General features: G+C 39.9%; 24 protein-coding genes, 7 tRNA genes and 6 pseudogenes. 16 read left to right on the top strand and 21 right to left on the bottom strand.

The genetic code is table 11. The annotated features are described in order from the left end of the window. Nucleotides 1-29 precede the first annotated feature (29 nt). Nucleotides 30-662: pseudogene (locus MHB72_RS03105) on the bottom strand (DUF2306 domain-containing protein). Nucleotides 663-949: 287 nt separating this feature from the next. On the opposite strand from MHB72_RS03105, the gene MHB72_RS03100 reads away from it, so the two are divergent. From MHB72_RS03100 to MHB72_RS03080, 5 genes and pseudogenes are all read left to right on the top strand, one after another. Beyond that, the gene (locus MHB72_RS03100; RefSeq protein ID WP_216921795.1) at nt 950-1,243 is read left to right on the top strand and encodes a hypothetical protein; all 294 of its coding nucleotides are present in this window, start codon (nt 950-952) and stop codon (nt 1,241-1,243) included. Nucleotides 1,244-1,261: 18 nt separating this feature from the next. After that, nucleotides 1,262-2,632, top strand: a pseudogene (locus MHB72_RS03095) (amino acid permease). A 129-nt stretch (nt 2,633-2,761) separates the two neighbouring features. Beyond that, on the top strand, nt 2,762-3,550 hold the full coding sequence (locus MHB72_RS03090; protein ID WP_195258887.1) for a cyclase family protein: 789 nt from the start codon (nt 2,762-2,764) through the stop codon (nt 3,548-3,550). Nucleotides 3,551-4,033: 483 nt separating this feature from the next. After that, nucleotides 4,034-4,363 (top strand): winged helix-turn-helix transcriptional regulator, encoded by a 330-nt coding sequence (locus MHB72_RS03085; protein WP_023857826.1) that lies wholly within the window; start codon nt 4,034-4,036, stop codon nt 4,361-4,363. An 83-nt stretch (nt 4,364-4,446) separates the two neighbouring features. After that, complete coding sequence (locus tag MHB72_RS03080; RefSeq protein ID WP_020450297.1) at nt 4,447-5,019, top strand: RBBP9/YdeN family alpha/beta hydrolase; 573 nt, start codon at nt 4,447-4,449, stop codon at nt 5,017-5,019. Between the two features lie 335 nt (nt 5,020-5,354). On the opposite strand, the gene MHB72_RS03075 is transcribed toward MHB72_RS03080, so the two are convergent. Next, nucleotides 5,355-6,248, bottom strand: a complete 894-nt coding sequence (locus MHB72_RS03075) for a LysR family transcriptional regulator (RefSeq protein ID WP_216921798.1) — start codon at nt 6,246-6,248, stop codon at nt 5,355-5,357. 110 nt (nt 6,249-6,358) lie between these two features. On the opposite strand from MHB72_RS03075, the gene MHB72_RS03070 reads away from it, so the two are divergent. Next, a complete protein-coding gene (locus MHB72_RS03070) occupies nt 6,359-7,471 on the top strand; it encodes a Gfo/Idh/MocA family protein (RefSeq protein ID WP_216921801.1) in 1,113 nt (370 codons plus the stop codon). A gap of 121 nt (nt 7,472-7,592) precedes the next feature. On the opposite strand, the gene MHB72_RS03065 is transcribed toward MHB72_RS03070, so the two are convergent. Both MHB72_RS03065 and MHB72_RS03060 read right to left on the bottom strand, forming a co-directional pair. After that, complete coding sequence (locus MHB72_RS03065; protein ID WP_025810048.1) at nt 7,593-8,465, bottom strand: YitT family protein; 873 nt, start codon at nt 8,463-8,465, stop codon at nt 7,593-7,595. Between the two features lie 311 nt (nt 8,466-8,776). Then, nucleotides 8,777-9,112, bottom strand: a complete 336-nt coding sequence (locus MHB72_RS03060; protein ID WP_020450289.1) for a winged helix-turn-helix transcriptional regulator — start codon at nt 9,110-9,112, stop codon at nt 8,777-8,779. A gap of 105 nt (nt 9,113-9,217) precedes the next feature. Here MHB72_RS03060 and MHB72_RS03055 point away from each other — a divergent pair, with 105 nt between their 5' ends. Further along, nucleotides 9,218-10,132, top strand: a complete 915-nt coding sequence (locus tag MHB72_RS03055) for an arginase family protein (RefSeq protein WP_145654116.1) — start codon at nt 9,218-9,220, stop codon at nt 10,130-10,132. 267 nt (nt 10,133-10,399) lie between these two features. On the opposite strand, the gene MHB72_RS03050 is transcribed toward MHB72_RS03055, so the two are convergent. Genes MHB72_RS03050 through MHB72_RS03040 form a run of 3 tightly spaced genes read right to left on the bottom strand, consistent with a single transcriptional unit; the run spans nt 10,400 to nt 12,036 of the window. After that, the gene (locus tag MHB72_RS03050) at nt 10,400-11,017 is read right to left on the bottom strand and encodes an FMN-binding negative transcriptional regulator (RefSeq protein ID WP_216921804.1); all 618 of its coding nucleotides are present in this window, start codon (nt 11,015-11,017) and stop codon (nt 10,400-10,402) included. Nucleotides 11,018-11,039: 22 nt separating this feature from the next. After that, nucleotides 11,040-11,558 (bottom strand): GNAT family N-acetyltransferase, encoded by a 519-nt coding sequence (locus tag MHB72_RS03045; RefSeq protein WP_216921807.1) that lies wholly within the window; start codon nt 11,556-11,558, stop codon nt 11,040-11,042. Nucleotides 11,559-11,583: 25 nt separating this feature from the next. Then, nucleotides 11,584-12,036, bottom strand: a complete 453-nt coding sequence (locus MHB72_RS03040; RefSeq protein WP_216921808.1) for a MarR family winged helix-turn-helix transcriptional regulator — start codon at nt 12,034-12,036, stop codon at nt 11,584-11,586. Between the two features lie 103 nt (nt 12,037-12,139). On the opposite strand from MHB72_RS03040, the pseudogene MHB72_RS03035 reads away from it, so the two are divergent. Further along, nucleotides 12,140-12,751 (top strand): annotated as a pseudogene (locus MHB72_RS03035) (YczE/YyaS/YitT family protein). Between the two features lie 567 nt (nt 12,752-13,318). Here the strand turns inward: MHB72_RS03035 and MHB72_RS03030 are convergent. Together MHB72_RS03030 and MHB72_RS03025 are read right to left on the bottom strand one after the other, a co-directional pair. Next, on the bottom strand, nt 13,319-14,617 hold the full coding sequence (locus tag MHB72_RS03030; protein ID WP_216921987.1) for an MFS transporter: 1,299 nt from the start codon (nt 14,615-14,617) through the stop codon (nt 13,319-13,321). Between the two features lie 97 nt (nt 14,618-14,714). After that, nucleotides 14,715-16,100 (bottom strand): aminotransferase-like domain-containing protein, encoded by a 1,386-nt coding sequence (locus tag MHB72_RS03025; RefSeq protein ID WP_216921809.1) that lies wholly within the window; start codon nt 16,098-16,100, stop codon nt 14,715-14,717. Nucleotides 16,101-16,650: 550 nt separating this feature from the next. Between MHB72_RS03025 and MHB72_RS03020 the strand changes: the two genes are divergently transcribed. Further along, nucleotides 16,651-17,637 carry a zinc-dependent alcohol dehydrogenase family protein gene (locus MHB72_RS03020; protein ID WP_216921810.1) on the top strand — a complete coding sequence of 329 codons (987 nt, stop codon included), beginning with the start codon at nt 16,651-16,653 and terminating at the stop codon, nt 17,635-17,637. Between the two features lie 254 nt (nt 17,638-17,891). On the opposite strand, the gene cspC is transcribed toward MHB72_RS03020, so the two are convergent. Continuing rightward, a complete protein-coding gene (cspC, locus tag MHB72_RS03015) occupies nt 17,892-18,095 on the bottom strand; it encodes a cold shock protein CspC (RefSeq protein WP_003179166.1) in 204 nt (67 codons plus the stop codon). Between the two features lie 610 nt (nt 18,096-18,705). On the opposite strand from cspC, the gene MHB72_RS03010 reads away from it, so the two are divergent. Then, on the top strand, nt 18,706-19,734 hold the full coding sequence (locus MHB72_RS03010) for a fatty acid desaturase (protein WP_216921811.1): 1,029 nt from the start codon (nt 18,706-18,708) through the stop codon (nt 19,732-19,734). A gap of 1,028 nt (nt 19,735-20,762) precedes the next feature. On the opposite strand, the gene MHB72_RS03005 is transcribed toward MHB72_RS03010, so the two are convergent. Continuing rightward, nucleotides 20,763-21,404, bottom strand: a complete 642-nt coding sequence (locus MHB72_RS03005) for a glycoside hydrolase family 11 protein (protein WP_145654112.1) — start codon at nt 21,402-21,404, stop codon at nt 20,763-20,765. A 306-nt stretch (nt 21,405-21,710) separates the two neighbouring features. Here MHB72_RS03005 and MHB72_RS03000 point away from each other — a divergent pair. Both MHB72_RS03000 and MHB72_RS02995 read left to right on the top strand, forming a co-directional pair. Next, a pseudogene (locus MHB72_RS03000) lies at nt 21,711-22,234 on the top strand (ATP-dependent DNA ligase); the annotation flags it as partial. A 478-nt stretch (nt 22,235-22,712) separates the two neighbouring features. Continuing rightward, nucleotides 22,713-22,868 carry a hypothetical protein gene (locus MHB72_RS02995; protein WP_023857847.1) on the top strand — a complete coding sequence of 52 codons (156 nt, stop codon included), beginning with the start codon at nt 22,713-22,715 and terminating at the stop codon, nt 22,866-22,868. Nucleotides 22,869-22,966: 98 nt separating this feature from the next. Here MHB72_RS02995 and MHB72_RS02990 read toward each other — a convergent pair whose 3' ends face one another. Both MHB72_RS02990 and MHB72_RS02985 read right to left on the bottom strand, forming a co-directional pair. Then, nucleotides 22,967-23,239, bottom strand: coding sequence for a DUF3986 family protein (locus tag MHB72_RS02990; RefSeq protein WP_023857848.1), 273 nt, complete (start codon nt 23,237-23,239; stop codon nt 22,967-22,969). Between the two features lie 15 nt (nt 23,240-23,254). After that, nucleotides 23,255-23,875: a hypothetical protein gene (locus MHB72_RS02985; protein ID WP_216921813.1), complete on the bottom strand. Its 621-nt coding sequence runs from the start codon at nt 23,873-23,875 to the stop codon at nt 23,255-23,257. A gap of 270 nt (nt 23,876-24,145) precedes the next feature. Between MHB72_RS02985 and MHB72_RS02980 the strand changes: the two are divergent. From MHB72_RS02980 to MHB72_RS02970, 3 genes and pseudogenes are all read left to right on the top strand, one after another. Next, a pseudogene (locus MHB72_RS02980) lies at nt 24,146-24,247 on the top strand (hypothetical protein); the annotation flags it as partial. Nucleotides 24,248-24,250: 3 nt separating this feature from the next. Then, nucleotides 24,251-24,391, top strand: a pseudogene (locus MHB72_RS02975) (phage integrase SAM-like domain-containing protein); the annotation flags it as partial. Nucleotides 24,392-24,430: 39 nt separating this feature from the next. Then, complete coding sequence (locus MHB72_RS02970; RefSeq protein ID WP_254122299.1) at nt 24,431-25,042, top strand: site-specific integrase; 612 nt, start codon at nt 24,431-24,433, stop codon at nt 25,040-25,042. An 89-nt stretch (nt 25,043-25,131) separates the two neighbouring features. On the opposite strand, the gene MHB72_RS02965 is transcribed toward MHB72_RS02970, so the two are convergent. From MHB72_RS02965 to MHB72_RS02930, 8 genes are all read right to left on the bottom strand, one after another. Next, nucleotides 25,132-25,215 (bottom strand) — tRNA-Leu (locus MHB72_RS02965). 20 nt (nt 25,216-25,235) lie between these two features. Beyond that, nucleotides 25,236-25,318, bottom strand: a tRNA-Leu gene (locus tag MHB72_RS02960). Nucleotides 25,319-25,330: 12 nt separating this feature from the next. Beyond that, a tRNA-Lys gene (locus MHB72_RS02955) sits at nt 25,331-25,406 on the bottom strand. An 8-nt stretch (nt 25,407-25,414) separates the two neighbouring features. Beyond that, nucleotides 25,415-25,489: transfer RNA gene (locus MHB72_RS02950), tRNA-Gln, on the bottom strand. A 12-nt stretch (nt 25,490-25,501) separates the two neighbouring features. Further along, nucleotides 25,502-25,573, bottom strand: a tRNA-Glu gene (locus tag MHB72_RS02945). Nucleotides 25,574-25,601: 28 nt separating this feature from the next. Further along, nucleotides 25,602-25,692: transfer RNA gene (locus tag MHB72_RS02940), tRNA-Ser, on the bottom strand. A 2-nt stretch (nt 25,693-25,694) separates the two neighbouring features. Beyond that, nucleotides 25,695-25,769, bottom strand: a tRNA-Asn gene (locus MHB72_RS02935). Nucleotides 25,770-25,865: 96 nt separating this feature from the next. Then, nucleotides 25,866-26,348, bottom strand: a complete 483-nt coding sequence (locus tag MHB72_RS02930) for a SprT family protein (protein WP_216921815.1) — start codon at nt 26,346-26,348, stop codon at nt 25,866-25,868. Nucleotides 26,349-26,459: 111 nt separating this feature from the next. Here MHB72_RS02930 and cmpA point away from each other — a divergent pair, with 111 nt between their 5' ends. Next, the gene (gene cmpA / locus MHB72_RS02925) at nt 26,460-26,570 is read left to right on the top strand and encodes a cortex morphogenetic protein CmpA (RefSeq protein WP_023857852.1); all 111 of its coding nucleotides are present in this window, start codon (nt 26,460-26,462) and stop codon (nt 26,568-26,570) included. Nucleotides 26,571-26,687: the final 117 nt, after the last annotated feature.

Here is a 26,687-nt window from a genome sequence, read left to right as displayed (position 1 = left end):
ATGGAATCCTCAGGAAAAAGAGCAGGGGCTTAAAAGCCCCTGTGATTTGTATAAAAAATTTGCGCCGGCTTTTTAAAGGCGAACCGAATGATCCATTCGGCCAACGCGATGCAAAGCACAATCGCTCCGAAAACGCCTATCGTGTAGCTGATGTCATATATCAGGCCGAGTCCTTTATGGCACACGAAAGTGATCAAGTGAATGAACATATTGGTAAAACAGAATAGCTAGCTGCGAATCATCCAATTCCGGTGCTTGATAAACTGATTTCGCCGAGCTTTGATGACGGAAATAACCGTGGCGGCAGGCCAATACATATTCACCATGTTAAAGGCTATGCTGACGGCCTTCCCTCCGGTAGAATGCGGTGCCATATAGCCTGACGACAGCGTCACAATCAGCACGCAAACGACGTAGAGCCAGCCGTTAAAACGGTGAATCTTGCGGCTTTTGGTCAACAAGGCGCTGGAGAAGTTGACAGCGCCCGAAGCCATCGCCAAACAAGCGGCAACAACGTGAACATACATCACCTTCAGCCAGACCGGGAGATGAAAGGAGTCCCTCAGGTGAGATTTATGGCTGAGAAAAGATGTTGATTGCGGATCAAGAATTAAATTTTCAAACAAGGTATACAGAACATACACCGCGATTACGATCAGCATTGCCGAAAAAACCGATTGACTGCGTTGAGATTTCCTTTTGTTCAGCTTTCGTTCCTCCTAATACATCATGCTCTCTGAAATACCTATATTGTATCACGAAAGCGGACGTGCGCAGCAGCTTGGCATATCAAGCCCTCAATGACAAAACCTTCCCCATTAAAAACAGGCCGAGTACGATTTGTTGCTTGGCTCGAGCCTCCCGTTTTTCTGGAAAGCCGGAATAATTCTGTCATCTTTTGCGGCATACTTTTGAATGATGTCTCTGCTGAAATCGCGAGTCGATGACAATGGCTTCAACAATTTCAAGGATTTGCCTCAGCACGCTGTCCAAACAGACGGATATGTATTTTGCAGCAGGTATGACAATACTTACGGACGGATTCATTCCCGCTTCTTATTCCGAACCAAATATGATTAATGAACAACGACCATTGTATAAAGATCTGGTTACAAAAAGAAGGATCAGTCTACTTCCACGCAAACCACCTCTTTACAAACGCATCAGGCGAATCTTATCTGTTACTTCAAATTTTAATGTTATTATGATTTTAAAACATGCGGGGATCGGGCCTAAAAAATAAAATGGAGGCATACATAAAGTGACAGAAGATGTAACTGACAACGATATACGCGAACAAAAATTATCGAGAGGCCTGAAAAACAGGCATATTCAGCTCATCGCCATCTGAACGGGGCTGTTTCTTGGTTCGGGGAAATCAATCCATTTTGCAGGACCGTCGATTTTATTTGCTTATCTGATTACGGGAATCATTTGTTTTTTCATTATGCGTTCTCTTGGAGAACTGCTTTTATCCAATTTGGAATACCATTCGTTTGTCGACTTTGTCAGGGACTACTTAGGCGACATGGCGGCATTTATAACGGGTTGGACATACTGGTTTTGCTGGATTTCGCTCGCGATGGCCGATTTAACCGCGGTCGGGCTTTATACCCAATACTGGCTGCCTGATGTACCGCAATGGCTGCCCGGATTGATCGCCCTGCTCATTTTGCTGATCATGAACCTGGCGACCGTCAAGCTTTTTGGAGAATTGGAGTTCTGGTTCGCATTAATCAAAGTCATTGCGATATTGGCGCTGATCGTGATCGGCCTTTTCATGATCTTCAAAGGATTTTCCACCCATTCGGGCGCTGCCGCCTTTCACAACCTTTGGAACTACGGCGGCATGTTTCCAAATGGACTGCACGGTTTTCTCCTTTCATTCCAGATGGTTGTCTTTGCGTTTGTTGGCATCGAACTTGTGGGACTGACAGCGGGAGAAACGAAAGATCCGGAAAAGGTCATTCCTAAAGCGATCAACAATATCCCCGTCCGTGTTTTGCTGTTTTATATCGGTGCTCTCCTTGTGATCATGAGCATCTATCCGTGGAATGTCATCAACCCAAATGAGAGTCCGTTCGTCCAAGTCTTTGCAGCGGTCGGCATCATTGCGGCTGCAAGCATCATCAATTTTGTGGTGCTGACATCGGCGGCTTCGGCAAGCAACAGCGCAGTCTTCAGCACGAGCCGGATGATATACTCGCTTGCGAAAGAACATAATGCGCCCGGCGCTATGACCAAACTGACCTCCCGCAAAGTGCCGAGCAATGCGTTGTTTTTCTCAGCGGTCGTAATTCTGATTGGCATCATGCTGAACTATATCATGCCTGAACAAGTGTTTACGCTGATTACAAGCATCTCGACGATATGCTTCATCTTTATTTGGGGAATCACCGTCATTTGCCATTTGAAATACCGCAAAACAAGACCGGATTTAGCGAAAACAAACAAATTCAAGATGCCGCTTTACCCGTTTTCAAATTATGTGGTTCTCGGTTTTCTTACGTTTATCCTCATCGTCCTTGCACTGGCGCAGGACACCCGCGTTGCCTTATTTGTCACGCCGGTTTGGTTTATCATGCTGATCGCGATTTACAAGCTGAGGAAACCTAAGTCACAGCAAGTGTAGAAAAATGCGAATCGCCTGCAGAATGTTCTGCAGGCTTTTTGTATGGCTCATCATGTAAAATAAAAAAGATAACAGCTTGATCGCCTACAATTTCAATGATCAGCCGCTTAGGCAGAAAGGGGAAAACAGATGAAAATCAATCAAATTGTAGATTTGTCGGTATCGTTAAGAGGTGATATACCGTCTGATCCGCCGGGGTTTGTCCCTGAAATCGAATATGCGGATCATAAGCAAGGAGCTAAACAGATGGTCCAGAGCTTTCCCGGCCTTTCCTCGCAAGATCTTCCCGGGGGAGAAGGCTGGTCGCTGGAAAAAGTGAAGATGTCCACGCATGCCGGAACGCATATCGACGCTCCATATCATTACCGTTCTGTTACAGACGACGGCAAGCGGATGATGACGATTGATGAAGTGCCGCTTGACTGGTTTCATGGCCCTGGCGTTAAACTGGATTTCAGACATTTGAAAGACGGGCATATCATTACCCCTGAAGAAATCGAACAGGAGCTTCACCGCATCAATCATAAACTCGCGCCCGGCGACATTGTTCTTGTGAATACGTCGGCTGGCGCCAAATACGGACAAAACGATTACCTGCACAGCGGCTGCGGGATGGGGCGTGAAGCAACTCTATTTTTAACGGAACGCGGCGTGCGCCTTGTCGGAACTGACGCCTGGAGCTGGGACGCTCCATTCAGCATGACCGCCAAGCGCTTTGAACAGGAAAAAGACCCATCAATTATTTGGGAAGGTCATTATTCAGGCAGCACCATTCCTTACTGCCAAATTGAAAAGCTCGCCAACCTTGATCAATTGCCTTCCACTGGATTTTACGTCATGGCTTTTCCGGTAAAAGTTGAAAAAGCGTCTGCCGGCTGGGCGCGCCCGGTTGCGATTCTTAGCGGTGAAAACGCATAAGAACGTCAGCAGCTTTTCGTTTGTGGGGATGCCGGCTAGACAGATAACAAAAATAAAAGCAGACATCAGCCTGCTTTTATTTTTGTTTTATATTCAGTCACAACACTTGCGTAAACAAACAATGAAATGAATACAAGAAACACGCGGCTCCAGCCATCACATTGAAGGTTCCCGATTTTTCATTGTTTGATTTCAACATCATGAAGAACAAACCGGAAAAGAAAAATCCGATAAACCAGCCGATTGGAATCTGGACAAAAGCTAAAATAAAACCAATAATCCCTATCGTTTGAAAAACTTGAGGTGCAAATTCGCGCAAAAGTATTCCCGCCCTTTTTCAGAAGAAATCCGCTCCCTTTTTTTGTATCATATCACATCTCCTCAACAAAATAAGGAAAACAAGTGAATCTTTTGCTATTTCATGTTGAAGCCAGGCTCAATATTGATTTTTGTTATGATCTTAAAAAAGGAGGTTTGATTACCATGAATACCTTATGCCGCAGCAAACAAGCTCCATTTGAATACACCTTATCTCTTATAGGTGGTAAATGGAAAATGAGAATCCTCTATGAGCTGGCGTGTGAAAAAACGATGAGATACGGGGAGCTCAAACGGGCTATGCCGTTAATCACCCATAAAATGTTAAGTTCCCAGCTGAAGGAGTTGCAAACTGACGGTCTGATTCACCGGGTGGAGATTTCTCAAAATCCCCTCAGAGTGGAGTATTCGTTATCAGACAGAGGACTGTCTTTATACCCTCTCATAGATGAAATGTGCAGATGGGGACAAAGAGAAGGTTTGCCTTATGAGTAAAAAATACTTACTAAAAAGTGCGTACTTGTTTCCCGACGGGAGGGATTTTATACTGAATAAAAATTATTTGTAAGGAGAACAGGATGACAAAACAAATTTATATCATTCATGGCTACAGAGCCTCCTCAACCAACCACTGGTTTCCTTGGCTGAAAAAACGTCTGCTTGCAGACGGAATACACGCAGAAATTTTAGACATGCCTAATCCTCACCAGCCAAGGCTTAAAGATTGGCTTGATACGCTCTCTTTAAATAAGCACACATTAAATAAACATACTTATCTGGTTGCACACAGCCTGGGGTGCGCCGCCGTTTTGAGGTTTTTGGAACAAACGCAATTGCGTCAACCACTTGGCGGAATCTTGCTCGTTTCCGGCTTTGCCAAGTCACTGCCCGATTTAAAGATGTTAGATGAATTTACCGAGGAATCGTTTGATTTTCAAAACATCATTGAGTCAGCTAAGCATCGTGCTGTCATTGCCTCTAGAGACGATCAAATTGTGCCATTTGCATGGAGCAAAGATCTGGCGCAACAAATTGACGCTAAGCTTTACGAAGTTCAACACGGGGGGCACTTTTTAGAAACTGACGGATTTACTTCTTTGCCGATTGTTTATGATGTTTTAAACTCCTATTTCTCAAAAGAAACTTGCTAAAAACAATAAAGGATATTCGGATTTTAGGGCGGCAAAGGGCTTAGAAGCCGCCCTTCTCCAATTTCTTAATAAGTGTGGAAAGAATCGACGCCAAAGTTCCCTGTTTTGAGGTGGTCTATTACGTCATGCCAATGAAAATGTGTATAATATAGCTTTGTTGAAGGCACTTGAATGAAAGCGCGTTATGTTTCTTGTGAAGGCTTAGCACTTAAAGCTTCAAAATGAGTCATCTCTAATTTAGATCAGGGATATTACCTAATCAAGTTCCCAAAAGAAATGAATCCCGTTCATTGATATATCTTTCACGCATAAGGGTACACCTTTTTGTATTGGTTTTAAGAGAGCATAACTTTTTTATCAACCTTACATTCCTTCAATGATGTCGTCAGGGAGTTATTTAATTCAATAAACTGTTTCTCTATAGGTGTAAATTTATGATTTAGTCGTGTAATGAAATATAAATCGACGTATCTATAAGGTGATGGAACTTCTAAATAATGATGGATATTGTAGCGATCTGCTATGCGCTTTGATACTAAGGAAATTCCCATACCCATCAATGCAAATTGCACTAAGGATTCTGGATCGCCCACTTCAATGATTTCCCCCTGTTGGATGTTCAAATTTTCAAAAATATGACATAATAATGTTAGATACAAGCACTTATCTGATAATACAAGTACGTTTTTTCCGTTTATATAATCATCAAATCTCGTATATTGATCTATACCTTGGCCTATGATAACCAATTCTTCATATCCCACTTTTTGATAACTTATCTTTTTATTGTTTAGCGATCCAATCGTATAAGCAACATCGATTTTTCCAAGGAGAACTTGATTTTCAATATATTCTGTTGAACCTGTTTTTAATGTTACCGATAAATCAGGATATGTATGATAAAGCTTATTTAAAGCACTTGAGAATTGAGTTCCACCGACAGATATCATCGTGCCAATACGGAGTTTTTCATCGTGTTTTTTCATGATGTTTTCGGTTTCTTCCCAAACGAACAAGATTTTCTTGTATTGATGATATAATTTTTCTCCCTCTTTCGTTAGTTTGACTCCTTTTGAATTTCTGATAAACAGTTGTTGATGATAATGAGTTTCGATTTTTTTTATTTTCGCAGTCATATTGGATTGAAGGTGATTCAATTTAATTGCAGCAGCAGATATGCTTTTTAATTCCGCCACTGAAACAAAAGCTTTCATGTTTTCAATATCCATTCATATTTCAACTCCCATCAAAAAAAGTGATATAACCATCATAACTTAACATTTAAAATGATCTCTAATTTTAATTATACTCGGTTTAAAGAGTTTTGGAGGGATAGCTAATGAAGAACAACGTGATAAAAGCAGGGATTATAGGCGGATCTTTGAATAATCAATGGGCTAGTCAAACACATATTCCGGTATTGAAGGAAAATCCTTTTTATGAAATAACGGCGATTGGAACATCAAAAATGGAAACCGCACAAAAAAGCGCTATGATGCTTAAGGCTTCCTCTGCTTTTACAGATTATAAGGAATTAGCACAATCAAAAGATGTTGATTTGGTAGTCGTCAGTATAAAGGTTCCTTTCCATTATGAAGCTTCGCTTGCAGCCATAGAAGAAAATAAACATATATATTGTGAATGGCCTTTAGGCATAGATACTGTGCAGGCTGAAAAACTGGCAAAATTGGCAGATGACGCGAACATTCATCATGCGATTGGGTTACAAGGAAGGCAATCTCCAGAAGTCAATTATTTAAAGCGGGCAATCAAACAGGGGGAGATCGGCAGAGTCATCTCGTGCACGATGCAGGTAGCAACACAAGGAAAGGGAGGAATAACAGATGAAAAAAGCAGTTACCTTTTAAAAAGAGAAAATGGGGCGAACCTTCTTACAATCAACGGTGGTCACTCGCTTGATGTTCTTTGTTATATCCTGGGTGATTTTAAAGAATTATCAGCTTCAATGAACAGTCATTATACAGAAGCCGTTATACAAGAAACAGGGATGAAAATACCGAAAAACACAGCTGACCAAATTTTAATCCAGGGGACGCTCGTTAATGGCGCTTCAGCCTCTGTCCATATTCAGGGCGGAGTTTATCCAGCTTTTCAATTAGAGATTAGAGGGGAAAAAGGTGTTTTGCGTTTAACACAGCATAATTCCTCAGGACACGTACAATTTGGCAATCTCAAAGTCAAAAAGATTACACATCCTCATAATTTGTTAAATGCTGAAGATATTTATTCTGAAGAAGTAAAAATTTCCCCAGTAAAGGATCATGGTGCAAGAGGCTATGTTGAAACTGCTTATACTATTTTAGCGGAAGATATATTTGAACATAAAAATCAAATCCCAAACTTTCATGACGCTGTCAAACTGCACCGGTTGTTAGACGCCATTCGGAAGTCTGCAAAGACCGGTAAAAAAGTACTCTTAAAAAATGAGTAGGAACATTATAACTTTGCCTTGGCACATGCCTGTCCAGCATTAGCAAATTGTTCGGAAACCGACTTGATATAAAAAAACATACCAACAAGCTTTGGTATGTTTTTTCTTAGGAAATCCCTAATTAATGAATATTAGGTTTTCTAAAATTACTGCCTTTGACTTCAGCTACGTCATATACAGTGACAAAAGCATTTTTATCAACTTCATTAATGATTTCCTTTAATTTGGTGTCTTCTAAGCGATTGATGACACATGTAATTTCTTTAAACTTTTCGTGGGAAAAACCACCGTAAGCTTCTTTATATGTAGCACTTCGGCCCAATTGATCGCGAATTGTCTCCACCATCAACTCAGGTTCTGTTGTAATAATTTGAAAAGTTTTAGAACCGCTTAATCCTTCCTCGACAACATGAATGACTTTGGACGCAATATAGTAGGCGATGACTGATAGCAATGCCCCTTGCAAGCCAAATACAGCGGAAACAAAAATAAACACAAAAAGGTTAAAGAATAGAATGAGATCGCTCGTTCCAAATGGCAATTTGCGCGATAACAGCACAGCAAGCATATCAATTCCGTCCAATGCTCCGCCATTACGCAGCGCCAGCCCCATTCCAAAACCAAGGATGATCCCTCCGACAACAGTGACTAACAAGGTGTCCCCTTCGATTATAGCCGGAGTGTGGTGCATAAAACTTGTACCTGCTGCAAGTGATGCGATTCCGATAATCGATAATAACGCAAAGCTTTTCCCGATTTGCTTATATCCCAGCCAGACAAACGGGATGTTTAAAGCTGCGATAAGTATACCAAGCGGCAAGTCAAATAGTTGTGAACCAACAATGCTGAGTCCTGTCACTCCGCCATCAGATACATTGTTAGGAATCAGCACTGTTTCCAATCCATAGGCCGCTATGATTCCTCCGATCATGACCATTATAACTTTGAAAATCATTTTCGCTTTAAATTTCTTATGTTTTTCGATTTTATTCATGCCATTCCTCATTTCAAATTTTACGTTATATTTAAATATACCATAACAGTTTTTCTAGGTTCAAAAGTTCAATCACGTTTTTTGAGCGGCTGCTGCAAATACCGATCATTACATTGGATTAAGGTAACCCTTTTAGACTTGGAACATTCATGTGCCGGCAGAGCTATATTGCAAGCACCCCGTTTTCACAACTGGTGAATAACAAATAAAGGCCCTAATGTTTATGGACATTTCCGGCCAGACAAAAGGATTGTCGGCAATAGAACGAAGCATTTGATTCTTCTCTCTCCAAGATGAATGAATCCTTAACTTTATTGGTTTTTCACCCCCCATTCACATAACCCTTCTAAAACCGGCAATAGTGATTCCGCTTTACCAGTGAGACTGTACTCGACCTTTGGGGGAACTTGAGGGTACTCTTTCCGCTTCACCAGACCATCCGCTTCCAATTCTTTAAGTTGTGAACTCAATGTTTTATAAGTAATAGCCCCTATTTGTCTTTTCAGCTCATTAAAGCGAACCGGTTGATTTTCCGCGAGGAGATAAATAATAACCATTTTCCATTTGCCGCCGATCACGGACAATGTGTAGCCAAAAGGTGTATCTTGAATATTTTTAACTTTGCCTTTATATTCAGCCATACTCATATTAACACTCCCCTTTCGGATAGTACCTATCAATAAAGTGCGTACTGTTTTTTTGTTTGCGTTCATTTTATACTAACCGTAATTTGAAGTAAAGGAGACGATAACATGGCTAAAAAAACGATACGTCTGTTGATGCCGCAATGGCAAGGGGGAAACAATCCCAACTACTCTTTTGGAGCGGAACTGCTTGCTTGGCTGGCTCCTGAAAATGATCAGCCCCTTATTCATGTTCCGGTTCAAACTTATGATGGAACTCCGCTTGAAAACGAAAACGGAATAAACGGGAGAAAACAACTGCTGGAACAATTGGAGGCTGCTCAGCATATCATTCATGCCCATAAGCCGGATCGCATTGTCATGTTTGGCGGTGACTGCTTAGTCGAACAAGCACCATTTGCTTATTTAAACGAAAGATACGGCGGGGACTTAGGTTTAATTTGGATTGATGCTCACAGCGATTTAGTTAGATATGCCGGATATGATAACGGTCATACATTACCGCTCGGAAATCTTTTGGGAGAAGGAGATGAAGAGTTCGCAAAACATGTGAACATTCCCCTTAAACCTGAAAATGTCTTTATTGCTGGATTAGCAGCTCCTACAGAAGAAGAAACAAAAGTGATATCAAAAGTACTTCAAAGACTCGGTATAACTCCCACAGAACCCGACACTGAAGTGATTCAAAGACTTGGAATTAGAACTGCCGGAACTAAAAAGTTAATGACCAGTACCGAGTCTATAAAAGAATGGATAAAAGAAAGCAACATCAAGTATCTGGCCATACACCTTGATTTAGACGTGCTTGATCCGAAGGCGTTTCGTTCTTTATTATTCGCCAATCCTGAAGCACATCTAAATTTTTCTCCTGAGGGAACAATGCAAATGCCGCACCTGCTTCATCTTCTGAAAGAACTCTCTTCCGAAACGGATGTAGTTGGATTAGGTATAACCGAACATTTGCCGTGGGACTCTATTCATTTGAAGAAATTGCTTAGTGAAATCCCTATTTTAAATCAATAATTTCATAAACGGGACAACAACAAAATAATGGAGTCGAAACCCTCCATAAATAAATACCAAGGGGTCATAACCCTTGGTATTCCTATGATGCGGCCGAGAGACTTGAACTTTCGCGGGCTGCGACCCCATTAAGTCTTCGACAAAGATGATTCGACCTAACCATTCGGCCTGCCTTTTCATTTCCCGCTCGATCTTTAAGATGCTGCATAAATGACGGCTCTGATTCCGACCTTTAACTCCTGCATGAGGTTGAAGGTGGATTTATATTTAATTTTCCAGCCTCTTTTTCATCACTGCCGCCAATTGCTCCGCATGGGGATCTCCTTCATTTTGCAATTGATCAATGATGTTCATGTAGTCTGTATCATTTCGGTTTTGACTTAATTTATATGCAGCCTGAATGTCTTCCACCTTAATCTTAAACCCGACAATCGCTTTCAGTTGTCTTTCTAAAAGTTGAGGAGAAAGGTTATCCCATAAAATTGGATTTTCTCGGTGTTTTTCGTATTTTCCCATCATAATTGTTAATTCTTCTATTAATTCATCTCTCTCTAGAATGCTTGCTTGACCGTATATATGGACGGCTTGATAATTCCATGTTGGAACATCCTCATGCCCATACCAGGAAGAAGAAATGTATGCGTGCGGCCCCTGAAACATAACAAGCACATCTTGACAGGTTTCAAAAGTTCTCCAATGCGGATTTCCAAAAGAGACATGGCCGGTGATATAGTAATCATCACCTTTTTTATTGAACCCCAAAGGCAAATGAGTAGCGATTGGCTTCCCTTGTTCTGTCGTAACAATCGTGCCAAAAGAGTTTTTTTGGACAAAATCCAAAATTTCATCAACATTTTCGACTTTAAAATATTTTGGAATATACATCGTCATCCTCCTTTCAAAAAAGTTATAGGAGTGTTTTGGTCATGATCAAGTCCGTTTGTTCTTCATCTCCCATATAAAAAGAGTGAGCACCGGTTTGAACAAACCCCATTTTCTTATAAAAAACAATTGCGTTTTCGTTTTTTTCCCATACGCCCAGCCAGATTTTCTTTTTATTCAGTTCCTTCGCAATTTCCATAGCTTTATTGAACAGATATTTGCCAAGCCCATGTTTTTGAAACTCGTTCTTGATATAAATTCTCTCAATTTCAAGTGATTCATCACCCATTTTTTCAGTTTGGGCCTCATCAGTATTGACCTTTAAATAACCAGCGATTTCATTGTTACAATAGACAAAAAAGAATTGCGAAGCGCTGTTGGATAGTTCTTTTTCTAATTGTGTTAAGTGAAACGCCTTTTCCAAATAGGCCTTCATATTTTCCGGCGAGTTCTGATGCTTAAATGTCTCATTAAATGTTTCACAACCAATTTCTTGAAGATTTTGTAAGTCTTCAAGGGTGCACCTTTTTATATTTACTGTCATTTCAATCTGCCGCTCCTTTATGCCGTCAATAATTTCTCTTGTTCCCCTTTTTCACGACCTCCCAGTCTTTTTCTACATTTTTTCTTACTCTTTGAAGAAGATTGAAGATGGTCTCCGCTTCCCCCTCGGAAAACCCCTTTAATGCCACACGATTCGAATGATCATTTTCTCTTTTTATAAAAGGAAATACCTCATTCCCCTTTTCCGTCGGAAAGAGTTTTTTTATTTTTTTGTTATATTCATCATCTCTCCGTTCAATAAAGCCCTTCATTTCAAGTTTTTTTATAGCGCGGGCTGCGGTGGTCCGGTCCACTTTAATCATTTCAGCTAACTTCTCCTGAATGATTCCCGGGTTTTCGCATATTCGGACAAGGTACAAATATTGCCCTTTTGTCAGGTCATGTTCTTTAAATTCGATATTGCTTATAGAATCCAAAGACCGGGCAATCATTCCAATTTCACGAAGAATATCCTTCATCATAAACTCCTTTCGAACATGTTTTTGTTGCAAATACAACATAAATGACGTACATTAAATATACCGGAATTTTGTTGTATTTGCAATAAAAAGGGCGAGTAAAGTGAAATATGTTTTTTATGTATTAGGAATTTTAATCTTAACCCTTGGGATTGCTTTTACGATTCAATCAGATCTTGGCGCTTCGCCTTTTGACGCACTTTTGGTGGGACTGTCCATACATGTGGGGCTTACTGTGGGAAGTTGGGAAGTCATCATTGCTTTGCTATTCATAGGCTGCAATTCTTTTTTAAAAAGCTAAAGACCGAAAGTTTCAGGGATGCTAACGGCGTTTATAACGGGGATCGGCATTGATATGTGGCTTTTTTTCCTGCACTTTTTTGACACACCAGAACAATGGTGGAGCAAAGTGATTTGTTTTGGAATCGGCTTGGTTGTTACAGGTTTAGGAACCGCGACATACTTATACACAAATTTTGCTCCAATGCCAATTGACCGATTCACATTCATCATAAAAGAATTAACGAGAACCAACATATTTGTTTCGAGAACCATCATTTACCTCGTCTTCTTGACAGCGGCCGTCATCTTAAAAGGACCGATTGGCATCGGAACTTTATTAACCGTTTGTTTAGGAGGGCTTGTTCTTCATTTTTTTATGCCGTTTGCTGGAAAAGTATTAGGCCGCTTTACAGACGCTCGTATATTACGATAAGAAATGTTTTTAATGCCACTCCCTACTTTTTCACAGAACTTTTATTGAAAATCATCAATATGATTCCGGAAGCTATTAGACTTACAATCAAGGAAGAGAGAGATAATCTAAATATATTTTTCACTCCATTAATGAACAATGACCATAAAACATATATGGAGATTGCACTTAAAGTAAACATTCTGAGCCATCTAGGTATTGCGAGCCAAACTTTCAATAGATAAGTTGAGAGTTTCCCCATTTTGCGCCTCCTTGTTATCTATTCGACCTTTTACCAAAGCCTAACATAGTTAAAAACAAAAAAGAAAAAAATACCAAGGACTCATAACCCTTGGTATTCCGGTGATACTGCCGAGAAAACTTGAACCTTCACGGGGGGTGCTCCCATAAGGACTTCAATAAAAGTGAAAGTATTTTGTCCGTTACAAAAGTTATTTCAAGCATTTGAAATTTGTATTTTGGGCATAAAATGTTACTGTTCAAGCAACATGAATGTGTTCTTATCGAAACGAATGAGGGATTTATACTAAGTTTTTGTCTTGGACTCCCGAATTGAATGCATCCGGCTTATCTTTTACCTTCACGAGACCATGCCACCACAGGAATGAGTAATAAGGATAAAATTCCTCCAGTAAGTGATAATGTTAGATAACTTGAGCCTGCCACAACCATTCCGGACAATGCTCCGCCGGCAGCTCCTGACAACGCAATCAGAACATCCACCGTACCTTGTGTTTTCGCCCGTGTGGCCGTTTCAGTTGAATCAACTATCAGTGCAGTCCCGCTTATCAAACCAAAATTCCACCCTAATCCCAGCAAAGAAAGAGCAATTACGATAAGAACCATAGAATCTCCCGGTGCAAATGCTGCTATTAAGCCTGCCAGAAGCAGCGTAGTTCCAGATGCAATTGCCATTGCAGTACGTCCCAACTTATCAACAAGAACCCCTGTAACAAGTGAAGGGAGATACATGGCACCTATATGAAAGCCAATAACAAGACCAACTGCACCCAAGTCATGCCCATGATGTCTCATATGAACCGGTGTCATTGTCATAATAGCGACCATTACAATTTGGGTAAGAACCATAACGGCTGCACCAACAATTATGCCTCTTTTGTTTTCTGTGTGTTCAGTTGTTGTCAAATGTCCTTTATCACTTGGTTCTTGCTTGATCGATTCGATTGTTCTTGCGATAACTAATGGATCTGGACGAAGCATGATGAAAAGAACAACACCTGCTAAGATATATGCCGCCGCGGCTAAAATGAAAGGGCCCGCTAATGACGGAACACCGATAGAATGGGCGAAATCCCCCATCACATTCACTAAATTCGGGCCCGCAACCGCGCCAAATGTCGTCATAACCATCGTCACACTGACAGCAGTCGCCCGCTGCTTACGATTTGCCAAGTCCGTACCTGCATAACGAGCTTGTAAATTTGTCGCTGTCCCAGCGCCGTAAATAAGCAATGAAGCAAATAATAAGAAAATACTATTGATGATTGCTGCAATGATGACTCCTATTGCTCCAAGTCCGCCAATCATAAAACCGGCTGAAAGACCTGTACGACGACCATAGAATTGAGAAAGTCTGCCTACAAATAAGGCTGCCCCCGCTGATCCTAAAGTAAATAAAGCTGTCGGGACCCCTGCGTAAGCATCCGTTCCGAGCATTTGCTGAGCAATAAGGGCACCGACAGTAATTCCTGCCGCCAGCCCTGCACCGCCAAAAATTTGTGAAACACTTACAACAAATAATGTACGCTTGTATAACGTTTTTTGTTTTTCTGGGGAACCAATGTAGCTTTTTAATGAAGCTGATTGAACGTCTAACGATTTTACACTTTCTTTGTGCAGCATGATCTAACCTGCCTTCCTTGATCAACCTCCAACTAGATTTGAATCATCATAACACGTGCAAAAAAACCATACAATATTGAAATTGTATGGCGGACAATAATTAGGCAAGATCGTTTAGCAAGCGCCTAAGGATTATTAATCCTTTTTCAAGCTCTTCGAGCGTTTCTGGTGCACATACAGAAACCCTTACCGCCCTTTCCGGACAACTATTCCCAACTACGAAGCGTTCAGCCGCATACACTTGCACTCCATGTTCAGCAGCTAATTTTTCAAATTCAGCACCTGTAATCCCACCCGGTAACAACAACCACCGAAAGATGCCTGTTTCACCACCTAAACACGTATAGTCAGCAAAATATCGATTTGCGATTTGGTTTCTGCAAATCGTTTGTTCACGATGCCCCTCAATTAAGACTTCAAATTGATTTGATACAATCGTGCGCGCAGCAAGTTCTGCTAATAGCGGGGAAACCGTTATATTTAAATTATAAAGCGCCCTCGAAACCGGCTCCTTAAATTGATACGGCACTGCAACATACGCCAGTCGCAGCCCCGGTGCCAATGATTTAGATAAACTTGCGATATGGATCACCTGTTCCGGCGCGAATGATGCAAGGGCTGGAAGTGGATTTTTGCCAAGAAGATGGTACGATGCATCTTCAATAATAAACAAATTATACTTTTTTGCAATTTCTGCAATGACCTTTCGATTCTCTACAGACATAAAGGACGCTGTCGGGTTATGGTAATCCGGGATCAAATAAATGCCTGTAATGTTTTCATTTTTATAAGCATATTCAAGTGACTCCGGCTTCATTTCACCGTTCTCGGATTTTATCGGTACGATTTGCACACTTAGCATTGATGCAACAGTTTTTAATCCGGGATATGTATGATGATCAACACCAATGCGGTCTCCAGGCTTACAAAGACCCGCCAATGCGGCAGCGATCGCATTTTGTCCCCCATTTGCAAATAAAATGTGCTCAACGGTTGTTTCAAAACCGCCTCTTCGAATTAGCTTTACAGCTGCATCCTTTTGCCAAAGGCTTTCGCCCGCCCGGCCATAACCAAACCATTTTTCATAATCTGTCTCTTGCAGCATGCTGCTCAAATGGAGCATGAGCGGCTCGTAAGAAGCATGATCCGGCAGTGTTGCGCCCATTTCAATGAGCTTTGGCTTTGTATCCTCAAGTAAATACGCATTCGATAACGCATCATACGATACAAATGTGCCGCTCCCAACAGTTGCACTTAACAGGCCCTTTAACTCACACATTTTAAACACCTTTGAAATGGTACTCAAATTTAAATCCAAATAATCAGCCAGTTCCCGCTGAGGAGGAAGTTTTGTTCCAGGCAATAAAACTCCGTTCACTATATCCTGCTCCAATTGCCTTGCAAGTGCTTTATAAATGGGCTTTTCAGTTTTATCAATCGATGGCTTCCAGCTCATCGGATAGTTTTCAAAAGAATTGATCGGCATGATACGCCATCCTTTTTTCGTTCTATTATATGGTTGTGCTGTTTATAAAACAATTATAAGAAATGACGGACAAGTTAGACGGCGACTTTAAGTAATAGGTACTAAATCGACAACATCAGGTGGAAGTCCGGCTTTTATAAATGCAGCAATTCATTTTTCTTGAATGTTGAACTTTTTCAATGTAGTTTGCTACTTTATAAAAACCGTTTTTCGCCTTTTTGGCATAATTTTTTAGCAATCACGGTTCTTTCAAGTATGTACCGGAGTGCTTGTTAAGCTAATTTTTTGGCTAACGCCGAAGCCCAGTGCTGAGTATGGAAACTCTTTGATGTTTAGGATTATCATGAGCGCCATGATATGAATTTCTTTTTGAGACAGTTGTCCTACAGATGGATAGCTAACAGTCTGGGTGATATTTCTTTGTTGTGTCTGCGCTGTAGTAGAAGCTGCACTTACACTAGGAGCTAAAAACAAAGACAATATTGACATAATCTCAAAAGAGTGCAAGTTTATTTATAGAAGTATTAAACTAAGGAGCCAATAACAAATCATGAATAATGTTTCATTAATATATAAGGAATTTGGTGATCCGCTTCAAAAATTACAGCTATATACCGGAGAAAAGCTTCCTCTTCAGCCAAATGAAATTCTTGTCAAAATGATTGCCAGTCCAATTAATCCATCAGATTTGCTTCCAATTAGAGGGGCCTATTCTCATAGAATTAAGCTGCCGGCTGTTGCAGGATATGATGGTGTGGGAATTGTCATAGATCAGGGCAAAGATGTATCACCATCATTGATTGGAAAAAGGGTCCTCCCTGTAAGAGGAGAGGGAACTTGGCAACAATATGTAACCACCAAAGCTGATTATGCAATAGAGCTGCCTCCATCAATAAGTGATAACGACGCCAGTCAACTGTATATTAATCCATTAACAGCCTGGCTAATTTGTACGGAATCATTGCGTGTTCAGCCGAATGAAATTGTGTTAATGAATGGCGGAGGTACATCTATTGCAGGTTTGTTTGCGCAAATTTCTACTATACTGGGATTCCGTTTAATTGTCATTACAAGAAACAGCCGCAAGATAGAAAAACTTCAAAAACTTGGGGCATGGCGAGTCATCGACGCTTCCAACGGTTCTATATATGAACAGATTTCTGATGCTTGCGACATCGGTGTTGACCATGCAATTGACTCTGTTGGAGGAGAAAGCGGCGAACTGCTGGCGAGGACGTTAAAACCTGAAGGAACGTTTGTCAGTTATGGTCTGTTGTCAGGTATACCAAACGATTGGCGAAAGTTACACAATGTATACCATGTGTCACCACAATTATTCGCCTTAAGACTTTGGAACGAGAGACATTCCGTTTCTGAATACCGAAATCGCTTCTCGCAGGTGATTAAGCTCGTTGAGAGCGGAAGAATGGTCATCAATGCTCCAGAAAAAGTATATAATTTTGAAGATTTTTATGATGCGTTGAAGCATTATGAACAGCCGGGTTTGAATGGAAAAATACTGTTGAACTTTGCATGAAGGAGATGTAACCAAAAGAAAGAAAAAGTAGTAGTTGTAATTGAAAAGAAAAATAAAAAATTTATATAAATTCCGCATTTTGTCAATCGATTATGTTATACTGTAAACAACCTTTGAAGCGTTAAATCTTTTTCTATTACCTTTTACCACCTCCCTACTCGAACGTTGAGTAGGGTTTTTTATTAAGCATTATACAGAGAACATAAAAAAAACAGGCCCTATATAAAGAGCCTGTTTGTATAAACGATTGAAGATTAAGCAGTTTTTTGAACGTTAGCAGCTTGAGCTCCGCGAGGACCTTGCTCAACGTCAAATGTTACTTTTTGACCTTCGTCTAATGATTTGAATCCGTCACTTTGGATTGCAGAAAAGTGTACGAATACATCGTCTCCATTTTCACGTTCGATAAATCCAAAACCTTTTTCTGCATTAAACCATTTAACTGTACCTTGTTCCATTTTTGTTGCCTCCTAGTGCGTTACCGCACATTGTATTACTATCCTTGCCCAAAGTATCATCAAGACGAAAAGTCAATATTCATACTATCCTTTACACCGAACAAAAATAATTCTTCTTTATCATAACAGGAAACGGAAATAATTGCAAATCATATTATCGTTTTGTTCATGGCATTTTTTCTTAAACGTGTGGATAGCAGTGCGGAAGCGGTAGGCGTCAATTATTCTGCATCAAATGTATACATGTCTAAGAGGTTTGAAAACACCGTGAAAATGAATCGCGAGTGTCTTCAAACCTTTTTCTTTGCTAAAATTGATTTTCTTTAAAAAGCTCTGCTGTTTCTTGTTCATGATGTCTGTTCCTCAAACAATCAATGTTCACGGTCTAAAAAGAACAATTCCCATAGGGAAGCAGGGAGAGAGTTTTGCCCGATAAAGAGCTGGGTATAATTTTCATACGCCTTTTGTATCCCGGCCAACTCTGCAAATCAGTTTCGAGTTTCCAATAAAGAGGGCTAAGAACGATACTTATATGATGTATGACACTGGGACTTCAAAGGCAATAAAACGTACACTTAGATACTCATCAGGGAAGGGGAAACTTAAAAAAATGAATGACCAAAACCTAAAGACTTTGAGAAAACTGGTTACACCTTATGAAAACTCCGATTTACAAAAAAGTATTTCTCAAATCATTAACACATTGGTACCATTTTTCCTGTTATGGTGTTTGGCATATAAGAGTTTGTCGATTTCTTATTTCCTAACATTAGCGATTTCTATCGTTGCGGCAGGTTTTTTAGTGAGAACCTTCATCATCTTTCATGATTGCTGCCACTATTCCTTTTTTAAAAACAAAATGGCGAATCGAATCCTTGGAACAATTACAGGAATTCTGACTTTGCATCCTTTTGATCACTGGGGACGCGACCATTCTGTCCACCATGCGACAAGCAGCAACTTGGACAAACGCGGTACAGGCGATATTTGGGTACTGACCGTTGAAGAATATAAGGAAGCCTCAACTAAGACAAAAATAATGTACCGTTTGTACAGAAATCCGTTTGTTATGTTTATGATTGGGCCGATTTACGTCTTCGGGATTACCAATCGTTTTAATCGTAAAGGGGCAAAACGCAAAGAACGGATGAATACGTATGTAACGAACCTGGGAATCGTCGCTTTGACAGCACTTTTATGCTGGGCTATTGGCTGGCAAAACTTCCTGCTGGTTCAGGCGCCAATTTTTATGATATCGGGATCTCTCGGAATTTGGATGTTTTATATTCAGCATACGTTTGAGGATTCTTATTTTGAAGAAGATGAGCATTGGGAATATGTAAAAGCAGCAGTTGAAGGAAGCTCTTTTTATAAGCTTCCAAAAGTCATGCAATGGCTAACAGGCAATATCGGTTTCCATCATGTTCATCATTTAAGCCCGAGAGTCCCAAACTATAAGCTTGAAGAAGTGCATAACAACATTAAACCATTGCAAAACGTTCCGACCATTACACTGGCAACAAGTCTTAAGTCATTAAAGTTCCGCCTGTGGGATGAAGAAAGCAAAAAATTTGTTGGTTTTAGCCACTTAAAAAAAGCTTCTAAAAACCAAATATCAGCACACCTAAGAACGGATTAAACAACTAATCGATGATAACCGGCAGTGTATCTTGCGAATAAAAGTGCAGACTCGCACAACGGTTTTGTGCAGAGGTCAGCACTTTTTTAGTGCCAAATATACTTGCAGATTCCACCACACGGTACATTTATTGCCGTATTTTCTGCAAAAAAATAATACTAAAGGTAATTAAACCCTCGGTATTATTGGTATGCGGCCGAGAGGACTTGACCCTCACGGGGTTGCCCCCACTAGGCCCTCGATAAAGTGGAAGCTTATCACGATTTAAGAAAGCTTGCTTTCATTGTATTTCTTTACACCAATTACATAAAATTTCATTGTTTTTTAAGAATTATGGAGTAAAAATGGAGTAAGCTTTTCAAACGAATTCCGTAAAGCTTACCAAAGTGATTCTTAAGATTTTTTTGTTTTTTTAACATGGTCTATCCATGAGATTGATGACAAAAAAGAGGTTTCACTATTGTCTTTTTTTTTCGTTAATTCGAACCCTCGACCGCTATCCTGGAGTTATTTTTATTTGACGGAATCCTCGATTTACCCTTTTATATTTGTTGTAAAAGCTCGTGCCTTCACAACAGAAAAGTCTAAATATAATTCAATCCTTCCAATGATCATATTCTGTTCTTCTTGCTCGTTCTTTGTATTTTTCAATTTGCTCTTCGGTTGAAAATTTCAGAGAAAAATTAGCCGAAATAAAAGGAATTCCTCACTTTACGAATGAAGCAACTGAGGAAATACTTGCAGGGTACAAATCAGATGGAATACATGCAAAAATCATTAATAGCGCATTAAAATAAAGCAGGCATATGCCTGCTTTAAAATTTATACTGGTTCAAATTCTATAACCTTGCTTTCCCTTTAATCCAGTGTTTTCCTATCAAGGCCTAAACAATCGTTTTCCCCACTCCGAGGAATACATTGGAATCCCAACTAAAAGACCGTCGCCTCTTAGTCACTCACATTAACAATGATTATAAAATGTCTCAAGGAACGATCAACAGCCGCTACCCCTGATTAAAGATGATCTGTTACCACACTGTTACGTTAGAACTTCCACTACTTTGATATCCCTCTGTCGCTAAGACTTGATAAGACCAAATACTACCCAGATTCATTCCATGACTCTTCCATGCTCTAACATGATTGCTGAAAGTGATTTTAGCGTTGCTTCCAGTTGGTCTCTTCGTCTGGCGAACACTCCAGTACTGCGTGAAAGTAGTTTTTTCGCCATCAATGGAAGGTGCATTATAACGTGTAGTTGTATATATGTCATATGTGCCCCCATCACTTTTTACAGTACCTTTATACGTTCCAGTAGGTCTATAAGTACCCCATGAATCCACTACATAATATTCTATGAGAGGTGATCTCGTCCAACCATATAAAGCCAAATATCCATTGCCATTCGGCGCCCAAACTCCGGCATTATAGTTTATTGTCCTAGATGGCGAACCTGTAGTCCAACCTTTACCAACAACGAAATTTCCGGTATTAGACCAATTAACACTGTAATTCCCGCCAGGCCCATTAACAGCGTTTACTGTTCCGCCGCCATCAGTCCAATTTTGCCAGTAGTCTGGACTAGCTGCAGAGGCGGTTGCCGAAAACAAGCTAATACTCATTAAAGCTGCCGTTAATCCAACTAAGAAATTCCTTTTAAACTTAAACATATGTTACCTCCTATAATAATTATTCTGACTTTGACATGAGGTGGCACTCGTATAGATTTAAAACATTAATAATTACTAAAGCCAAAGTTTTTGATCGTTCCCTTCAATATAATACCATGAATTCATGAGTGAACATCATAAATAAATGTAATTTAATTACAAAGACCTAAAAAATCACATTATAAGTGTTCTTGTAAAACCATAGCCTTATCCTCTTTTCGCAGAATCACAATTCTTGATTCTAAATCTGACGGAGTAATATTTGTAATTCATAACCATTTATACCATTTCGTATAAAGGAGATATACATTTAGAGATTGTGAAGTCATTGTAGCTGCCCCAAGTGGTGCTCCTGACTTTGAAGCTGTAATGGAACGTTCATGTCCAAAAAGTCAGCTCATCAGATTTTTTACTTTGTTTTCGATGTTTCTACAAAGACAGTCGGTCAATCGCCAACAAGCCGCTCACTGTGGCGTAAGACAGTTCTGAATTCACTTGAACTGAATCATCCTATCGAAGGAATTCAAGGAAACGGACTAGCTTACTTTGCCTTGGTCAAAGAAAAAATTTCAGAGGGAATCGTGCTCAAGAAAGCTGACTCGCCTGATGAAATTAATACACGTTCTCATTATTGGCTGAAAGTGATCAATTATCATTACACCGAAGTCGTTATTACCGGCACACCAAAACGGATATAAAATTTTCTACCCCATCCCGATAGAACTGCAGCTGGGTTTATGGAATTCATGCCACATGCAGAACGAAGTAAGTTCCACTCTAGGAAACAAGTAAAGTCTGAATCTGATGAATATGTATTTATTGAGCCTATTTTTCATTAAAGTAAAAATACAACAACAAAACAAAAAATACCAAGGGTGTCAAAACCCTTGGTATTCCTATGATGCGGCCGAGAGGACTTGAACCTCCACGGGTTATTCACCCACTAGGCCCTCAATAAAGTGAAAGCTTATCACTCCTTATGAAGGCTTATTTTCATTACATCGTTGATTACACAAAATTTGATTGTTTTTTATTAATTATGGAGTAAAAATGGAGTACTAACTTACCAAAGTGGTTCTCTATTCCCTCTTTATTTAACAAGGTCTATCCATGTTTAAAGCAGCTAAAGATTTTTTAATTTTAAAGGCTAAGGTATGTTGCAAATCTTCAGAAGTTAAAGCTTTATCATGTATCCTCTAAAGCCTGTTCTGCTTCATCAAGCAAATAGAGCGCATCCTGCATAGAATAAATCCCCCCTTTTTTTTTCATGAACAAGAATTAATACACCAAAGAATAGGTGAAAAGCCCTTGAAAAACTATTGTGAAATATTTGAAGAGGTTCTTGAAGAGTGGTTTTCTGCTGAATTGATTCTTTTAAGCCAAGGTGGTGATGGTACTGATGACCTTGAAATGAGAAAAGAATTGTACGGGTGGCGTTTTGTTGAGGCATTGAATAAAGAATAAGCGCTACCTCTTCCCTTCTGCTCAAGATACATATTGCTATGCTGTGCTTATTCTTTCTTAGCGTACAATAAAGCTCCCTCGTAGCAAGGGAGCTTAAATTAGAGAGCTTTATTTAACTCATGTTTAATCCAAAGTTCGAAGTATTGAGTAGCTTCATCTTCACTTAAATCTTTACTTGTTATCGAGAATATCTTACAACCGAATGGATCGATTTTTGAAAACTTCAAAGACGGCTCATCCATTGCATGATCCTGAAAGTTAAAATACACGTCCCAAACATCAACATCTAGTCTCTTTAATCCTACTGCTTCAAGATCTAATCCATTTTTATCGTAACTAATATGTAGATGTTGCGTTTCATCATAATTCATTAGGAAACCCTCCCTTTAGAAAATGATATGATGTTTTTTCATGTTAGGCGGCACATGGTAATGAAGTTTATAGGGGCCTCCCGTCTTAACTGGATAATAATCTAATCTGAAAATTGGTTTTCCGGTAGATTTTAAACGAACTTGAATAATTCTGCCACCACCACCGGGGCCATCAATCTTGTATTTACTCGGCGCCTTTAAAGCTTTTTCAACATATGGTCTCGCGATTGCCCAACCTTTTTTCATGCCAGACCTGCCAACTTTGCTAATTAAGACCCTTAAAGCTGTAGCAACAATTGGCACCCACATCGGCTTTATTTCAGCGTCCTTAATCTCTTGTTCGGCAAGCACCTGTTCTAACTGCTGAAATACTGGGTCTTCTATTAAAAAATCAAACTCTTTTTCAAACTCTTCATTATCCAAACTTTGAATGTCCTTTTTATTGATTGTTGAAATTGATGATATTCCATCAATGTTTTTTGGAAAAATCTCATTCAATGTATTGAGAGTTGAGTTGAAATCAATGCTTTCATCCTCTTTCCCCTCTTCAATTGCTTGAGATAATGGACTTAGAACACCCATAACCAACACAAAGACCAAAAGTGAGACAATAGTTTTAATAAACTTTTTCGCCATATTTGACCTCCTAGTTAATTATTTTTATTCCAAATATATCAATATATGGTATGAAAATCAACAGCTAATTTTACTTTAAGTAATCAAGTATTGCGTGGATGGTGTTTCCATTCTGCTCAAGATAAATAGGTTTTATTGAATCAAAAAAATCCTGTCTTTAAAGTGACATGTTCCTTCCTCAGCATCAATAAATGCAACATAATCTTTGTTTTGGATTTTCAAAATTTCATTATAATGCTACAGCTTTAGGAACAGAGAGTTTATCAGCATTTAAAAAACTGCAAGGTCGACAGCAAGCCAAATTATTACTCAATTCAGCAATACACAATAAATAAACACATTCGAGAATATTTCAAAAATGCTGATCTATAAAAGATTTCGCACACCCATATCATCGATTTTAGAAATCACTTACTCGATAAGAAACTGAGCAATAAATCCGTAAATAATATCATATCCACTTTAAATAAAATATTCGAGACAGCCCAAAATGAAAAATTTATTCAAAACAATCCATGCAGCAAAATCAAACAACTCCCTCTTGATCGAAAAAAGATGAAATTTTGGAGACCGGAGGAATTTAAAAAATTTATCAACTTAATTCCTAACGATCAAGTCATTTTTAAAACATTTTATGCACTAGCCTTTTTCACCGGAATGAGGTGCGGTGAAATGTTAGCCCTCCAATGGAAAGACATAGACCGAATATTAATGGAAATAGATGTTCGCAAATCTGCAACATATTTAAACAAAGAGTTTATAGTGAAGTTACCCAAAACAAAAAATTCTATTCGACGCATAAGCATTAATAGAAAACTTTTCTCTCTCCTAGACTATTGGAGAGAGAAACAAGAGGATTTATTTAAAAAACTCAATATTCTTCATTCAGATGAGTCCTATATTTTTCAATATAAAGACACTCCATCATCAAAGGACATTTTCAGTCGTAAAATTAAATACTTCTGCAAAAATAGTGATCTAGAGCCAATTAGGTTACATGATTTCAGGCACTCTCATGTCGCTTTATTAATCGATCAGGGGGAAGATTATGCAACAATTAAAGAACGTTTGGGACACGGTTCTGTAAAAACAACAATAGATTTATACGGACACCTATATCCCAATAAACAGAAAGAAATGACGGACAAGTTAGACGACTTATTTTAAGTAAGTGGGCACGGTGTGGGCACAGGAGACAAAAAACTAGATGAATATAAAAAATACCAAGGGCGCTTAAACCCTTGGTATTCCTATGATGCGGCCGAGAGGACTTGAACCTCCACGGGTTATTCACCCACTAGGCCCTCAACCTAGCGCGTCTGCCATTCCGCCACGACCGCATGATATGTTGTTTTTAAAGTGCGGGTGAAGGGACTCGAACCCCCACGCCGTAAAGACACTAGATCCTAAGTCTAGCGCGTCTGCCAATTCCGCCACACCCGCGTGAAAAAACAATGGTGAGCCATGAAGGACTCGAACCTTCGACCCTCTGATTAAAAGTCAGATGCTCTACCAACTGAGCTAATGGCTCAAATATAATGGCTGGGCTAGCTGGATTCGAACCAACGCATGACGGAGTCAAAGTCCGTTGCCTTACCGCTTGGCTATAGCCCAACATATGAGAAATGACCCGTACGGGATTCGAACCCGTGTTACCGCCGTGAAAGGGCGGTGTCTTAACCACTTGACCAACGGGCCATATGAAGTCAGCATCATATTTTCCTAATGGCGGAGAAGGAGGGATTTGAACCCTCGCGCCGCTTACGCGACCTACACCCTTAGCAGGGGCGCCTCTTCAGCCACTTGAGTACTTCTCCATTGGCTCCACAGGCAGGATTCGAACCTGCGACCGATCGGTTAACAGCCGATAGCTCTACCACTGAGCTACTGTGGAATGATCAGACTCATTTTATTATAAATATGTCGACAAAATGTGTCAAGAAGAACAATTTGTCTTTGTGGCTCATCTTGCGACGGCTTTTATAATTTATCATAGACAAGCCTGATCAGTCAACCCTTTTTTTATGATTTCTTTTATTTTCCCTCCGCACTTGCCGCAAACGTAACGGCTTGTATCCATTTTCCGCTTTCGGAGAAACGTTTGTCCGCATGCTTCGCACTTGTATGTGCGTACTTTTCTTTGCGGCTTTTTCTCTCCTGCGAGCGGCGTGCAGAATCGCGGCGCACCGACTTCCTTTAATAGCGTTCTAAAATCTTTGTCGCGGTGCTTGTAGCCTTTTCCTTCAAGATGGAGGTGGTAATGGCACAATTCATGCTTGATGATGCCTTCAAGCTCATTTTGCCCGTGCTCTGTCAGGTATTTTTTATTCAGTTCAATATTGTGGGAATTCAGCAAATACCTGCCTCCGGTCGTTTTCAGGCGGCTGTTGAAGTAAGCGCGGTGCCGGAACGGTTTTTTAAAATATGTGAGCGAAAGCTGTTCTGTCAGCTGCTGCAGTTGTTGTTCGTCCATTGCTTCGGTCCACCTCATTTTTAAAAACATTGAACAGGACAAATTCCGGGCGGCATAAACTAATACACAACACCCATACTCTTATGATAAGAGCCTGAGGAGGGATGAGCAATGCCGAATTGGCTCAAAAGCCAGATGCAGAGAGCTTTTTATGAAAAAGATCATTACCAGATTAAATTGCTGAATCAGTGCTGGTATTTTTACAGAAAAAAACACTGCTGATAGACAGTGTTCATCGGAGCCCGAACGGAATTTCTTCTGTTTCCTCATCATCTTCACCGGTCCTTTTATCATCTCACACAATGGCGCCCGTTACTCCCCAAATGGAGCTGACCGCCC

Source organism: Bacillus sp. FSL K6-1284, from assembly GCF_038002625.1.
Classification (GTDB): Bacteria; Bacillota; Bacilli; order Bacillales; family Bacillaceae; genus Bacillus; species Bacillus paralicheniformis.
Note: the sequence above shows the minus strand (reverse complement) of the source record. Positions and strands in the feature narration are given on the sequence as shown.

What these genes read in the sequence shown, in the direction of transcription:
- MHB72_RS03100 (WP_216921795.1), top strand. Translation starts at nt 950, where the DNA reads ATGGCTTCAACAATTTCAAGGATTTGCCTCAGCACGCTGTCCAAACAG.
- MHB72_RS03090 (WP_195258887.1), top strand. Translation starts at nt 2,762, where the DNA reads ATGAAAATCAATCAAATTGTAGATTTGTCGGTATCGTTAAGAGGTGAT.
- MHB72_RS03085 (WP_023857826.1), top strand. Translation starts at nt 4,034, where the DNA reads ATGAATACCTTATGCCGCAGCAAACAAGCTCCATTTGAATACACCTTA.
- MHB72_RS03080 (WP_020450297.1), top strand. Translation starts at nt 4,447, where the DNA reads ATGACAAAACAAATTTATATCATTCATGGCTACAGAGCCTCCTCAACC.
- MHB72_RS03075 (WP_216921798.1), bottom strand. Translation starts at nt 6,248, where the DNA reads ATGGATATTGAAAACATGAAAGCTTTTGTTTCAGTGGCGGAATTAAAA.
- MHB72_RS03070 (WP_216921801.1), top strand. Translation starts at nt 6,359, where the DNA reads ATGAAGAACAACGTGATAAAAGCAGGGATTATAGGCGGATCTTTGAAT.
- MHB72_RS03065 (WP_025810048.1), bottom strand. Translation starts at nt 8,465, where the DNA reads ATGAATAAAATCGAAAAACATAAGAAATTTAAAGCGAAAATGATTTTC.
- MHB72_RS03060 (WP_020450289.1), bottom strand. Translation starts at nt 9,112, where the DNA reads ATGAGTATGGCTGAATATAAAGGCAAAGTTAAAAATATTCAAGATACA.
- MHB72_RS03055 (WP_145654116.1), top strand. Translation starts at nt 9,218, where the DNA reads ATGGCTAAAAAAACGATACGTCTGTTGATGCCGCAATGGCAAGGGGGA.
- MHB72_RS03050 (WP_216921804.1), bottom strand. Translation starts at nt 11,017, where the DNA reads ATGTATATTCCAAAATATTTTAAAGTCGAAAATGTTGATGAAATTTTG.
- MHB72_RS03045 (WP_216921807.1), bottom strand. Translation starts at nt 11,558, where the DNA reads ATGACAGTAAATATAAAAAGGTGCACCCTTGAAGACTTACAAAATCTT.
- MHB72_RS03040 (WP_216921808.1), bottom strand. Translation starts at nt 12,036, where the DNA reads ATGAAGGATATTCTTCGTGAAATTGGAATGATTGCCCGGTCTTTGGAT.
- MHB72_RS03025 (WP_216921809.1), bottom strand. Translation starts at nt 16,100, where the DNA reads ATGCCGATCAATTCTTTTGAAAACTATCCGATGAGCTGGAAGCCATCG.
- MHB72_RS03020 (WP_216921810.1), top strand. Translation starts at nt 16,651, where the DNA reads ATGAATAATGTTTCATTAATATATAAGGAATTTGGTGATCCGCTTCAA.
- cspC (WP_003179166.1), bottom strand. Translation starts at nt 18,095, where the DNA reads ATGGAACAAGGTACAGTTAAATGGTTTAATGCAGAAAAAGGTTTTGGA.
- MHB72_RS03010 (WP_216921811.1), top strand. Translation starts at nt 18,706, where the DNA reads ATGAATGACCAAAACCTAAAGACTTTGAGAAAACTGGTTACACCTTAT.
- MHB72_RS03005 (WP_145654112.1), bottom strand. Translation starts at nt 21,404, where the DNA reads ATGTTTAAGTTTAAAAGGAATTTCTTAGTTGGATTAACGGCAGCTTTA.
- MHB72_RS02990 (WP_023857848.1), bottom strand. Translation starts at nt 23,239, where the DNA reads ATGAATTATGATGAAACGCAACATCTACATATTAGTTACGATAAAAAT.
- MHB72_RS02985 (WP_216921813.1), bottom strand. Translation starts at nt 23,875, where the DNA reads ATGGCGAAAAAGTTTATTAAAACTATTGTCTCACTTTTGGTCTTTGTG.
- MHB72_RS02970 (WP_254122299.1), top strand. Translation starts at nt 24,431, where the DNA reads ATGAAATTTTGGAGACCGGAGGAATTTAAAAAATTTATCAACTTAATT.
- MHB72_RS02930 (WP_216921815.1), bottom strand. Translation starts at nt 26,348, where the DNA reads ATGGACGAACAACAACTGCAGCAGCTGACAGAACAGCTTTCGCTCACA.
- cmpA (WP_023857852.1), top strand. Translation starts at nt 26,460, where the DNA reads ATGCCGAATTGGCTCAAAAGCCAGATGCAGAGAGCTTTTTATGAAAAA.